This is a genomic window from Virgibacillus salexigens, assembly GCF_014905415.1.
Classification (GTDB): Bacteria; Bacillota; Bacilli; order Bacillales; family Amphibacillaceae; genus Virgibacillus; species Virgibacillus salexigens.
Genome location: NZ_BNEO01000006.1, coordinates 110,589 through 123,396, shown reverse-complemented (window position 1 = coordinate 123,396; position 12,808 = coordinate 110,589). Strand labels below are relative to the sequence as shown.

Genomic DNA, 12,808 nt, shown 5'->3' with positions numbered 1-12,808 from the left:
TTACCTGAAGTATTCCATTTGAATATATAGAACGACCTTTCTAATTCTTAACATAAGAAAATAAAGTAATCAACCATTAAGGGTTTTTAGAGTACTTTATTTATCTAATGAAAGGTCGAGAAAATAAAAAGGGATTCCTGTTGTAGCCTATTTTTAAGGAAATATTTGACGCTAGTACAGGAAATTGATACTCTAAATGTAGAAAGGTTGTTCTATCTAAAAGGAGAAGTTGATCATATGAGTCGATCTACAAAAAAGGATATACTACTTCAAGTAGCTGAACGTTTATTTTATGAGCATGGATTTCGTGGGGTTGGATTGAAGCAAATTATCAGCGAAGCGAATGTAGCAACAATGACGCTTTATAATCATTTTTCTTCCAAGGATAACTTAGTCGAAGAAGTACTTATACAACGGGAAGAACGTTATTGGTCATATTTGGATTCCCATGTAGAAATGGATTCAGATTCTCCTTTCATTCTTGCTGTTGAGGCACATGGACGTTGGTTAAAAGAACAATCCTACAAAGGAGATATGTTTTTAAGAGCGATAGAAGATTATGCAGGGACGGATAATGAGATTGAAAATATTGCAAGAGGACACAAATCCAAATTACTTCAATATTTTCAGCTATTGGCTCAAAGAAAAGGAAAAGATAACGAACGGGATTTAGCTAATCAATTTACATTATTGCTGGAAGGAACTACTTCCATGACAACATTGATTGGCGCAGAGAAAGCGACGGAATATTCTATTGCGATGGCGAGGACACTAGTCCAACATACATCGTAATTTTTTTAATATAAATTAGAAAGGTCGTTCTATATAATAAAACGTTAGGATGAAGTATATGAAATTTTTAAGGTTGGTTTTACCTGGAGTTACTATGATTGCTGTCACTTATGGATTAGCAAGATTTAGTTTTGGGTTGCTTCTTCCTGAGGTAAATAAGTCACTTGAAATGACTGAGTTAGTATCAGGAATTATTTCATCCCTATTCTATTTAGCCTACTGCTTCACCATCATTTTATCTACTGTGATTACTACAAAAGAAGGGCCAAGGAGGATGATTATTTCAGCAGGGTTATCAGCCTTTGTTGGATTGCTGCTAATCAGTATCGCAACGAATGTATGGGTACTAGCTTTAGGTGTCTTATTTGCTGGAGGAAGCACCGGCCTGGTTTCTCCACCATATGGAGCGGCAATATCACTTTGGATTAAAGAGCATAAGCAAGGAAAAGCAAATACATGGATTAATTCAGGAACAAGTTTTGGTATTGCCCTATCTGGAGTAGGAGCGTCTTTTTTAACATCGGATTGGAGACTGACCTATTTCATCTATGCTATTTTGACCCTGCTAATCGTGATATGGAATTTCCAAGCAATACCTAAAGCAGGTACGAAACCGCCGAAATTAAGGTTAAAAAAGGGGAATTTATCCATAAGAGGAGTTAAAGGATCCAATCCTTTAATTTTAGCATCACTTACATTAGGATTTTCTACGGCCGCTTTTTGGACGTTTTCCAGATCTTTTATTGAGGTGTCCGGTAATTATAGTGATTGGCAGCTATCTGGATTTTGGATTGTCATTGGATTATTTGGCGTGCTAGGAGGGTTTTCCGGTTCGTTAGTTGAAAGGAAAGGGCTGCCATTTGTTTATAAATTAGGGGGGATGTCTATCGCTTCATCCTCCATTATTCTATCCATTACATCAGGGAATTGGTTTATGTCGTATATATCTGCTGGAATATTTGGTTGCGCCTATATATTTTTAACCGGAGTTCTTCTTGTGTGGGGGATCCGTGTTTTTTTCACAAATGCATCGTTAGGTATTGGCGTGCCATTTTTACTTTTAGCAGTAGGGCAAGTAATTGGCTCCATATTCGCTGGCTGGTTTATTGGAGCATGGGGTTATGTTACAACCTTTATCATTTATGGCTTGGTTGGTATGGCAGCTATCCTGATGGGCCCAAAAAAAGAGTGAGGAAGAGTGTTCTTGGCTGTTGGTTGTACTCTAGGTAGAATTAGAGACCAATTCCTATAGCTTGGCAACTTAATAAAGATGCTTTCTTTACGTTTTTTGCTTGAAAAGAACGAACATGAAACCAAATTGAATTGAAAGAATAACAAAGACTAGATTTATTTAAAATCCAGTCTATTTTTATTTATTTGTCAGACAAATAAATAATTTGAATATTTTAATTGACAGAATATTTTATTTGTCTTACAATTAGACGAAACAACAAGATATTTAAAATGGTGAACCGATCATTAAACAGAAAAGAGAAAGTAGGGAAATGATGAGCCAAACAAAGGATCAATTAAAGATAAAATCTGTAAAAAGAGAAACGCTATCAAGCCAGGTAATTGACCAGATCATCGAATTATTATTGAGTGGTCAATTAAAACCAGGGGACAAGCTCCCTTCAGAAATGGAGTTGCTCGACATGTTCATGGTCAGCCGCCCTGTTTTGCGGGAAGCGATCAGTTCGCTAGAGACTATTGGAATTGTCCGCAGGAAGACGAGAGAAGGAACGTACTTTACGAATAAAATTGGAAGCAAGCCTTTTAAAATTATGCTGTCGTTATCAGTAGGAGATATCAAAGCTTTTATTGAGACACGGATAGTACAGGAACTGGGGCTTGTCACACTTGCAGCCGAAAAGATTACTGATGATGACTTGAGAAGGATGAAAGAAAACATGGAGAAGATGGAAGCACAGGAAGGAAGCACGATTGAACTAGATAAAGAGTTCCACCGAATTATAGCTTACAGTGCAACCAATCCGATTATTGAAGGGATAATTGACCCGCTTTTAAACATGATTGATCAGACACAAGAGACTATTCCTCCAGAGGATAGAGATAAGGCATACACGATCGAACAACACAAAGAAATTTATGCTGCCTTGGAAAAACGAGATCCAATTGAATCTTACATATGTATGTACCGGCATTTGGATCATGCAAGAAAGAGAATCTTAGCTCGGCATGAAGCGAGGCTCTCTTCGGATCTTGATAAAAAATAGAAAGGATGAAAAGGATGACAATTGAAAGAAAGGCACCGACAGGCATTTTAGGATTTCCGATTACCCCATTTAATGAAAGCGGAAACATTGATGAAAAAGCGTTAAGTCGCAATATCGAGTTCTTATTGGAGAATCATTTGGAAGCCATTTTTATTGCTTGTGGATCGGGTGAGTTTAATGCTATAAGCCTGAAAGAGTATGAAAGAATGGTAGAATTAGCTACCTCTGTTGCGGGGAAGAAAGTACCGGTCTACACTGGCGTCGGCGGTGTTTTATCTGAGGCGCTGGAAAAAGCTCAGATTTCTGTTAAGTATGGAGCTGATGGATACTTAATGCTTCCTCCTTATTTAATTGCAGGAGAGCAGGAAGGACTTTATGAATATTATAAATCAATTATATTGAGCACGGATCTGAACGCGATCGTGTATCAACGGGCAAATGCGATTCTCGATCTTAATACATTAAGAAAGTTAATAGAATTTCCTCAAGTTGTAGGACTGAAAGATGGCATCGGTAATATGGATCTTAATATTGAACTTACCCAGACGATTAGAAACCGTCTAGGGTGGTTGAATGGCATGCCGATGGCGGAAGTAACAATGCCAGCCTATATACCTTTAGGATTCCATTCGTATTCCTCCGCAATTTCAAATTATATTCCACATATCTCAAGGGGATTCTACGAAGCACTATTGAATGATCGTAAGGAGGAAGTACAAGCATTATATGAAAATATAATTCTACCAATCAACCACATTAGAAAACAGAGAAAAGGCTATGCTGTTTCTTTGATAAAAGCAGGGATGGAAATTATCGGATTGCCTATTGCTAACACTGTAAGACCACCGATTGTACCGGTAGAAAAAGAACATTACCAACAACTTGAAAAAGTATTAACCAAGGCATTTGAAATGTATCCTGTTGCTAATAAGTTGACGCACCCTTAACAAAGCTATTTTATGGTAAATCCAATAAAATAAATTCTATTTTAACAGGAGGCGAACTATGACTATTAATACGCAAAACAAGCGTTATTTAAACTATGTTAATGGCGAATGGATTGAATCAAGTAAAAATGAATGGACTGAAAACAGAAATCCGGCAAATACAGAAGAAGTTGTTGGATATGTACCGAAGTCGAGTAACGAAGATTTAGACAAAGCAGTGGCTGCTGCAAAGAATTCACAGAAGGAATGGAAGAAACTTTCTGGAGATGTAAGAGGGAAGTATCTATACAAAGCAGCTGACATTCTTGAAAGTAGGATAGATGAAGTTGCAGAATCTATGACAAGGGAAATGGGTAAAACTTTACCAGAAGCAAAAGGTGAAACAGCACGTGGAGTAGCAATTCTTCGTTATTATGCTGGAGAAGGTTTACGGAAAGTAGGAGATGTCATCCCTTCAACCGACAAAGAAGCGTTGATGTTTACAACACGAGCTCCTCTTGGTGTTGTTGGAATTATTACTCCATGGAATTTTCCTGTTGCGATTCCAATTTGGAAAGCGGCACCTGCTTTAATCTATGGTAATTCTATTGTCCTGAAACCAGCAACTGAAGCGGCAGTAACATGCGCTAAGGTTTTTGAATGTTTTGAATTGGCTGGTTTTCCGTCGGGCGTCGTGAACATGGTAACTGGCCCTGGCAATGTTATTGGCAAAGGAATAGCTAATCACTCTGATGTTAACGGTATCACTTTTACTGGTTCTAATACGGTAGGGAAGCAAATTGGTCAAACAGCATTAGCAAGAGGTGCGAAATATCAGCTGGAAATGGGCGGGAAAAACCCAGTCATCGTAGATGCAGATGCTGATCTTGATCAAGCTGTCGAAGCAACGATCAGTGGGGCTTTTCGGTCTACAGGACAAAAGTGTACTGCTACAAGCCGAGTAATTGTATTGGAGAATGTGTATGACCGGTTTAAAGAAAAGCTGGTCGCGAAAACCAATGAGATTATAGTAGGAGATGGTCTACAGGAAGGGGTCTGGATGGGACCAGCTGTCAATGAGCGTCAGTTGAATACAGTTCTTTCCTATATTCAAAAAGGGAGAAAAGAGGGTGCCTCCCTTGTTATTGGTGGAGAAAGGCTGACAGCAGGTAGCTTTGAAAAAGGCCATTTCATCCAACCAACGATTTTTGAGAATGTCACTACATCGATGACAATAGCACAGGAAGAGATATTCGGTCCTGTGATTACACTCATGAAAGTGAACACAATGGAGGAAGCATTGAATATAGCAAATGATGTAGAGTTCGGTTTAAGCGCCTCTATCTTCACGTCTAATATACAGAAGATGCTAACATTCATAGAAGATATCGACGCGGGACTTGTTCGAATCAACGCAGAGAGCGCAGGTGTTGAATTACAGGCTCCATTCGGTGGAATGAAAAATTCAAGTTCTCATTCTCGTGAACAGGGACAAGCAGCAATAGAATTCTTCACCTCGATCAAAACAGTTTTAACGAAATAAGAAAAGAATGGTTGCCGCTGGAACTTCTGGCGGCAGACATATTTCTATTCACATTTATTTTTTATATTATATATGTTTTTAAAAGGATAATGAAAAGTATTGGAGTTATATGTATGCGATTACAAATTCGGATGGGAGAGAATAAGATGAAGAATTCTTTAATAATTTTTTTGATCGTTATACTCATGCTCAGTTTAACTGCTTGCGGCGATAAGGCTTCTGGTTCAAACGATGAGGGAGAAGTCGATGTTTCAAGGATTAGACTAGTGATCGGTTCAACGTCAACTGGTGGGGATACATATCAAAATGCCGATACGATTAGTCGTTATTTGGAAGATAATTTAAAGACCAATATTAAAGTGGATGCAGTAGGCGCCGTCAGGGCTTTTCAGGAGTTAGGAAAAGCAAGGAATGATGGAAGTACAATCATGTTTTTTCATGACATGTCGTATTTAGGGGTTGAATATGGAAGTATTCAAGAAAATAACAAGTTGGAAAATTGGACAATTGGGCCAATTGTATCTGTCAACCCAGGTAATGCCTTCCTTGCAAAAGGAGGTGCACCATATGACACAATGGCAGAATCCGCAGAGTGGCTAAAACAGAACCCCGACGAAACGATCACTGTAGCAATTGAATCAGGTGGAGTCTCAGAGATCACGTTCAACGGTTATTATCTTTGGGTGAAAGAAAAATACGGAACGAAAGTTTCTGATCGTATAAAAGCTTATGTGACAGGCTCTCAAGAAGATAAGAACCAGGCACTATGGGATGGGAATGCAGATATCATTAACGGTTCCATAGGCGGCAACAGCGAATATGTCAAAGATGGAGTAGATGATGAAATTAAAATGAAGTTTCTTGGTATTACAGCTGGTGAACGGGTAGAAGGCTATGAAATTCCTACTTTTGCGGAACAAGGGATTAAAGTTGATGGCAAAGAGTTCGTATTTGATAAGGAATTTTTCTTCCTTATGCCAAAAGATGTTGATCAAGACTTTGCTTCAAAGTTAAACAATGCTGTAGCCAAAATACAAGAAAACCCAGAATATGCGGAAGACTTAGCTAAAAACTCATATAAAACCAAGTACATCCCAGCTGATAAAGCTGAGGAATATTTACTGGAAAAGAGGGAGACCTTCCAAAAAATTATCAAAAAGGCGCCAAGCTTGGACAATATTACCAATTAATTGAAATAGTCCGTCTGAATAAACAGATGCTTATAGAAGAGGTGAAACCATTGAAAGGTCTGCTTACGGTTGAATTGAAATTTAGTGAATACCATACTATCTTTCCGAACATTATGCTGACGATTTTGATTTTTTTAGCGGTGTTGATGTTGTTTCTCAATGTCATCAGAAGAATAAAAGAAAGAAGGTTGAGGGAGTTTCATTTTCAATTTTTCGTCGACAACTATGACAAACTGAAATTCTTTGGAACCCTCGTGTTAATAATAGCGTATGCGTTTGTCCTTGAATCAATTGGATTTTTGCTTGCGACCATCCTTTTTATGTTTTTGATTAGTTTACTATTCATTGGTGATATCAAAAAGAAATCGATCTTTGTCTCATTAACTAACTCACTTTCTACATCATTGATCATCTGGTATTTGTTCGGCCAGCTGTTCGATATTACTTTACCATAAGGAGGGTGGTATCCAATGGATATGTTTGAAATAATCAGCCCACTATCAGTTTTGCTCTGTTTTCTAGGTGTTTTCATGGGAATTATTTTTGGATCAATTCCGGGAATGACCGCAACCATGGCGATTGCCCTTTTCCTGCCAATCACATATACATTGGACCTGGTTGACTCGATTGCTTTATTAATTGGTTTGTATGTAGGTGGGATAAGCGGCGGCCTAGTCCCGGCGATCTTATTAAACATTCCTGGTACGCCTTCATCTCTCACTACAACGTTTGATGGTTATCCAATGACTCAGAAAGGCGAAGGGGAAAAAGCATTGAAAGTGGGGATAACGGCATCGATTATTGGTGGTTTTTTCAGTTTGATCATTTTATATTTCTTTGCTCCAGTGCTCGCTTCTGTTGCAATAAAATTTTCATCCGTTGAAAAATTCCTGATTATCGTTTTTGCGCTGACCGTCATCGCATCGATTTCAAAAGGAAGCTTGTTAGGAGGAATATTTAGTGGATTCATCGGTGTGTATTTGAGTTTGATTGGGATGTTTGCTGATAACAATCAAATGAGACTTATTCCCCCTGGATTTGAAGAAGAATTGGTTTATGGTTTTTCTCTTCTCCCAGTATTGATCGGGTTATTTGCAATTGCCCAAATTCTTCAGGAATCTGAAACAGGCATGAAAGCTTCGCCCCATCAGAATTTTGACTTCAAAAAAGATAAGAAAAATCGTTTCACGTTTAAAGTTTTTAATGGTCAATTGATAAATACGGTTCGTTCCTCGATCATCGGTACATTTATTGGTATGCTGCCAGGGGTTGGTGGAAGTGCTGCTTCAATTTCCTCTTACTCACAAGCAAAAAACTTTTCGAAGCATCCTGAAAAGTTAGGTACAGGTGAACCAGAAGGATTAATCGCAAGTGAATCAGCTAATAATGGTCTAATCGGTGGTGCATTGATCCCTTTGTTATCGTTAGGGATACCTGGGGACAGTACAACCGCGGTTTTGGTCGGAGCATTTTTATTACAGGGAATTCAAGTAGGTCCATTATTTATTCCGACAAATCCTGATTTATGGGATGGCATTATCTATGCGCTTATCATGGCAAATATCATCATGTTTTTCTTGATGTTCTTCTCGATTAAATATATGGCAAAGATTATTTATATTCCGAAATATATCATTTATCCGATTATCATTGTTATGTGCGTTGTAGGTTCTTATGCCATTAACAATGGTGTCATGTTTGATGTTTGGACACTGCTACTATTCGGTTTGGCAGGATATGTGTTTATGAAAATTGGAATACAAGTTGCACCATTCTTGATTGGTTTCATTTTAGGAGGTCAATTGGAAAAGTACTTTATTGATAGTTTAAAAGGCAGTGGAGGAGATTTAACGATCTTTTTTACGAAAGGCCCGATTGCATTGGGATTATGGCTCTTAATTGCTGTTTCGATCATCTATGCGATCGTGGATAACCGAAGAACAAAAAAATCTACTGCCATCTAACGCAAAGAAATGAAGGAAACTGATTTTACTTGGAAAGATTGGAGAGGATTGAATGAATTCGGTAATGCAGATGACTCCTACCATCGAGGAAATGTCTGTTATCCCTGTTGCAGGGCATGATAGTATGCTGTTAAATCTTAGCGGGGCACATGGTCCATTTTTTACAAGGAACATTGTTATCCTGAAAGATAGCGCCGGTAATGTAGGGGTTGGAGAAGTTCCCGGAGGTAAAGGGATTCGTAAAACATTAAAAGATACAGAGAAGTTGGTTATTGGAAGCTCAATCGGTAATTATAATAATTTGCTCAAGAAGGTAAAAGAGTCGTTTGCTGAGCGGGACGTCTACGGCAGAGGGGAACAAACATTTGATTTACGTATTACAATTCACGCTGTAACGGCATTAGAGGCAGCTTTACTTGATTTGCTAGGCAAGCATCTCAACGTACCAGTCGCTGCATTGTTAGGAGAAGGCCAACAACGAGATAAAGTAAAAATGTTAGGTTATTTATTTTACATAGGAGATCGAAATAAAACGGATCTGCCATATATCGGCGCAAGGGATGAAGAAGAAGAGTGGCTACGACTCCGTCATGAAGAAGCATTGACACCGGAGGCGATCGTCAATTTGGCTACAGCTGCTGAAAAACGATATGGATTCAAGGATTTTAAGTTAAAAGGTGGTGTATTAGATGGAAAAGAAGAGATGAAAGCAGTTCGTGCATTGGCCGAGTGTTTTCCTGATGCTCGTATAACGCTTGATCCCAATGGAGCGTGGTCGCTTAAGGAAGCAATTGACTTATGCAGGGATCTAGATGGAATATTGGCTTATGCAGAAGACCCGTGTGGTGGGGAGAACGGTTATTCCGCAAGAGAGGTAATGGCGGAATTTAAACGGTATACAGGATTACCGACTGCAACGAATATGATTGCCACTGATTGGCGGCAAATGGGACATGCGATTCAGTTAAATTCTATTGATATCCCGCTTGCCGATCCACATTTTTGGACGATGCAAGGATCGGTACGGATTGCCCAAATTTGTAATGATTGGGGATTAACCTGGGGTTCTCATTCTAATAACCACTTTGATATTTCATTAGCAATGTTTACGCATGTCGCAGCAGCAGCTCCGGGTAAGATAACAGCAATTGATACACATTGGATCTGGCAGGATGGTCAACGCCTTACAAAGGAGCCTTTTCGTATTTCAGGAGGCCATGTGACTGTTCCAAACAAGCCAGGACTTGGAGTAGAGGTAGATATGCAACAAATAAAGAATGCACATAGGCTTCATGATGAAATGAAGTTGGATACTAGAGATGATTCTGTTGCAATGCAATACCTCATTCCTAGTTGGGAGTATGACCCAAAGCGTCCTAGCATGGTTAGATAATGTCAGATGACTGAATATGAAATACGGAGGGCTTCATTTTGAATTTTAATAAGGACCAATTAATTCACTATGTGGAAAATATTTTTAAAACAGTCGGATTATCGTCAAAAGATAGTCATACGGTTGCAGATAGTCTGGTTGCTGCTAACTTGAGAGGTGTGGACTCTCATGGAGTCACGAGAGTTCCGATTTATGTGAAGCGTTTGAAAGAAGGTGCGGTGAATCCTCGTCCAAATATCAAGGTGATCCAAGATAATAATTCAACTCTTTTGGTTGATGGGGACGATGGGATGGGTCAAGTAATTGGGCAAAAAACAATCGAAATCGGCATTGAAAAAGCAAAGAAAAACGGTGGGGTTCATATAGGTGTTACTAGATCAAGCCATTTTGGTGCTGGAGCGTATTTTGTAAAACAAGGTGTTGAAGAAGATATGATAACTTTTGCAATGTCAAATGCACCTTCAACAATGGCTCCTTGGGGTGGGGTCCGACCGTACTTTGGGACCAATCCATATACCTTTGCAATTCCTACAGGCAAGAAAGAACCAATCATATTGGATATGGCAACGAGTGTAGTTGCAAGAGGGAAAATCATTATGGCTGCTCAGAACGGAACAGATATACCAACTGGGTGGGCGATTGATAATAAAGGTCAGCCGACCACTGATTCTAATTCTGCTCTCAAAGGGACTGTTTTGCCATTCGGTGGGCCGAAAGGATATGGGATTGCAATGATGATTGACATTATGAGTGGGGTGCTAACCGGTGCAGGGTTTGGCCCCCATATCAAGAATATTTATGGTGACTTTGATAAACCACAAAATGTCGGGCATTTCTTTCAGTTGATTGATATCAATACCTTCATGCCAGCTAAATTATTTAAACGACGCATTAATCAAATGATTGATGAAATTAAATTATCGCCAGCAGTTGAAGGAATCGATGAGATATTCATTCCAGGTGAAATTGAGCATAAGATGGAGCAAACAAAACGTAAAAATGGCATCGACTTATCAAAGGAAGTCTATGATGATATCAAAAAAGTAGGGGCTGATTGCGGGGTGGACATTCGAGATTATGAAGGAAAACGGAACGACACCATCCGCTGATTAAATGAGACTAAGACATGGAACAGGTATATTATTGTACCTGCTAAATAAAAGAGGGAATGCTTTAAATTAGAAAGGGTGAATTAGCCATGTCATTAAATAATTTAAAAAAAGAAACAACGCTTTATATTAGGTTGAATGATAAAGATAATGTTGCGACAATTGTAAATCCAAGAGGGGTAAAAGAAGGAGCTGCACTCTTTAATGGATCTCGAATCCAAGAGTTTATACCGGAAGGACACAAAGTAGCTTTGACCGATTTAGATAAAGATGAAGCGATTGTTCGTTACGGAGAAATAATTGGCTATGCAGCAGTCTCTATTAAAAAAGGAAGTTGGGTAAAGGAAACCTTGGTTAGGTTGCCGTCTCCTCCTAAACTAGATGATTTGCCAATCGCAACAAGGAAACTTGAAGAACAACCTCCCTTAGAAGGCTATACATTCGAAGGATATCGCAATAATAATGAAAGCGCTGGAATTAAAAATATCCTCGGAATTACAACAAGTGTTCAATGTGTGGTTGGTGTTTTAGATTATGCAGTAGCAAAAATTAAACAAGAATTGTTACCTAAATATTCGAATGTTCATGATGTAGTAGCACTTAACCACAATTATGGTTGTGGAGTTGCCATTAATGCACCCGAATCTGAGATTCCAATACGCACACTTCAAAATATGTCAACCCATCCAAACTTTGGAGGCGAAGTCATGGTTGTAGGATTAGGATGTGAAAAACTATTGCCTGATCGGCTTATTCAAGCGGATGACAAACAGCTCAACATTCTATCCTTGCAAGATCAAAAGGGATTTACAAAGATGATAGACGCCATTATGAAGATGGCAGATCAGCGCTTACAAAAGTTAAACCAACGAGAGAGAGTCACCTGTCCAGTTTCCGATTTAGTGGTGGGGTTGCAGTGCGGAGGTAGTGATGCTTTCTCTGGGGTGACGGCAAATCCTGCTGTAGGATACGCCGCAGATTTGTTAGTACGTGCTGGTGCAACCGTAATGTTTTCAGAAGTGACGGAAGTTAGGGACGCTGTCCATTTATTAACTCCACGTGCTGTTAATAAAGAGGTTGGACAAGCGTTAATCGATGAAATGAAATGGTATGATACGTATTTACAAAAGGGGATGGCAGATCGAAGTGCAAATCCTTCCCCGGGAAACAAAAAAGGTGGTCTTGTTAATGTCGTTGAAAAGTCTCTCGGATCGATTGCTAAATCAGGAAGCAGCCTAATCACCGATGTTGTAGCACCAGGAGAGAAGGCAACAAAGAAAGGATTAATTTTCGCAGCTACACCTGCCAGTGATTTTGTCTGCGGGACATTGCAGCTAGCATCTGGAATGCACCTTCAAGTGTTTACGACAGGCCGTGGTACACCCTATGGATTAGCGATGGCACCTGTCATTAAGGTATCTACACGGAATGCGTTGAAGAATCAATGGGATGACTTAATAGATGTCAACGCGGGGCGAATTGCAACTGGAGATGCTACAATCGAAGAGGTTGGCTGGGAACTTTTCCATTTTATATTGGATGTAGCTAGTGGCCGTAAACAAACTTGGGCAGAGCATTGGGGGATTCAAAATGACTTGAGCCTATTCAATCCAGCACCAATCACGTAGGTTAGTTGGATCATTCATAGCAATGA

The 12,808-nt window shown here is 39.2% G+C and carries 11 protein-coding genes; all 11 read left to right on the top strand.

The window, feature by feature from the left end:
* Positions 1–237 precede the first annotated feature (237 nt).
* The gene (locus JKP73_RS19230; protein ID WP_021290441.1) at positions 238–792 is read left to right on the top strand and encodes a TetR/AcrR family transcriptional regulator; all 555 of its coding nucleotides are present in this window, start codon (positions 238–240) and stop codon (positions 790–792) included.
* A 58-nt stretch (positions 793–850) separates the two neighbouring features.
* Positions 851–1,984 carry an MFS transporter gene (locus tag JKP73_RS19225; RefSeq protein ID WP_038245884.1) on the top strand — a complete coding sequence of 378 codons (1,134 nt, stop codon included), beginning with the start codon at positions 851–853 and terminating at the stop codon, positions 1,982–1,984.
* Between the two features lie 313 nt (positions 1,985–2,297).
* A complete protein-coding gene (locus JKP73_RS19220; protein ID WP_021290443.1) occupies positions 2,298–3,029 on the top strand; it encodes a FadR/GntR family transcriptional regulator in 732 nt (243 codons plus the stop codon).
* Positions 3,030–3,043: 14 nt separating this feature from the next.
* Positions 3,044–3,976 carry a 5-dehydro-4-deoxyglucarate dehydratase gene (kdgD, locus tag JKP73_RS19215; protein WP_021290444.1) on the top strand — a complete coding sequence of 311 codons (933 nt, stop codon included), beginning with the start codon at positions 3,044–3,046 and terminating at the stop codon, positions 3,974–3,976.
* Between the two features lie 58 nt (positions 3,977–4,034).
* On the top strand, positions 4,035–5,498 hold the full coding sequence (gucD, locus tag JKP73_RS19210) for an alpha-ketoglutaric semialdehyde dehydrogenase GucD (protein ID WP_038245882.1): 1,464 nt from the start codon (positions 4,035–4,037) through the stop codon (positions 5,496–5,498).
* A gap of 113 nt (positions 5,499–5,611) precedes the next feature.
* Complete coding sequence (locus tag JKP73_RS19205) at positions 5,612–6,688, top strand: tripartite tricarboxylate transporter substrate-binding protein (protein WP_021290446.1); 1,077 nt, start codon at positions 5,612–5,614, stop codon at positions 6,686–6,688.
* Positions 6,689–6,729: 41 nt separating this feature from the next.
* Positions 6,730–7,143 (top strand): tripartite tricarboxylate transporter TctB family protein, encoded by a 414-nt coding sequence (locus JKP73_RS19200; protein WP_200411686.1) that lies wholly within the window; start codon positions 6,730–6,732, stop codon positions 7,141–7,143.
* Positions 7,144–7,158: 15 nt separating this feature from the next.
* Positions 7,159–8,652, top strand: coding sequence for a tripartite tricarboxylate transporter permease (locus tag JKP73_RS19195; protein WP_021290448.1), 1,494 nt, complete (start codon positions 7,159–7,161; stop codon positions 8,650–8,652).
* Between the two features lie 52 nt (positions 8,653–8,704).
* Positions 8,705–10,045: a glucarate dehydratase gene (gene gudD, locus JKP73_RS19190; protein WP_160807575.1), complete on the top strand. Its 1,341-nt coding sequence runs from the start codon at positions 8,705–8,707 to the stop codon at positions 10,043–10,045.
* Positions 10,046–10,083: 38 nt separating this feature from the next.
* Positions 10,084–11,154 carry an Ldh family oxidoreductase gene (locus JKP73_RS19185; RefSeq protein ID WP_021290450.1) on the top strand — a complete coding sequence of 357 codons (1,071 nt, stop codon included), beginning with the start codon at positions 10,084–10,086 and terminating at the stop codon, positions 11,152–11,154.
* An 89-nt stretch (positions 11,155–11,243) separates the two neighbouring features.
* Positions 11,244–12,782, top strand: a complete 1,539-nt coding sequence (gene garD / locus JKP73_RS19180; RefSeq protein WP_200411685.1) for a galactarate dehydratase — start codon at positions 11,244–11,246, stop codon at positions 12,780–12,782.
* Positions 12,783–12,808 lie beyond the last annotated feature (26 nt).

Coding starts and splice junctions, on each gene's coding strand:
- JKP73_RS19220 (WP_021290443.1), top strand. CDS start 2,298: ATGATGAGCCAAACAAAGGATCAATTAAAGATAAAATCTGTAAAAAGA.
- JKP73_RS19230 (WP_021290441.1), top strand. CDS start 238: ATGAGTCGATCTACAAAAAAGGATATACTACTTCAAGTAGCTGAACGT.
- kdgD (WP_021290444.1), top strand. CDS start 3,044: ATGACAATTGAAAGAAAGGCACCGACAGGCATTTTAGGATTTCCGATT.
- JKP73_RS19205 (WP_021290446.1), top strand. CDS start 5,612: ATGCGATTACAAATTCGGATGGGAGAGAATAAGATGAAGAATTCTTTA.
- gudD (WP_160807575.1), top strand. CDS start 8,705: ATGAATTCGGTAATGCAGATGACTCCTACCATCGAGGAAATGTCTGTT.
- garD (WP_200411685.1), top strand. CDS start 11,244: ATGTCATTAAATAATTTAAAAAAAGAAACAACGCTTTATATTAGGTTG.
- gucD (WP_038245882.1), top strand. CDS start 4,035: ATGACTATTAATACGCAAAACAAGCGTTATTTAAACTATGTTAATGGC.
- JKP73_RS19225 (WP_038245884.1), top strand. CDS start 851: ATGAAATTTTTAAGGTTGGTTTTACCTGGAGTTACTATGATTGCTGTC.
- JKP73_RS19195 (WP_021290448.1), top strand. CDS start 7,159: ATGGATATGTTTGAAATAATCAGCCCACTATCAGTTTTGCTCTGTTTT.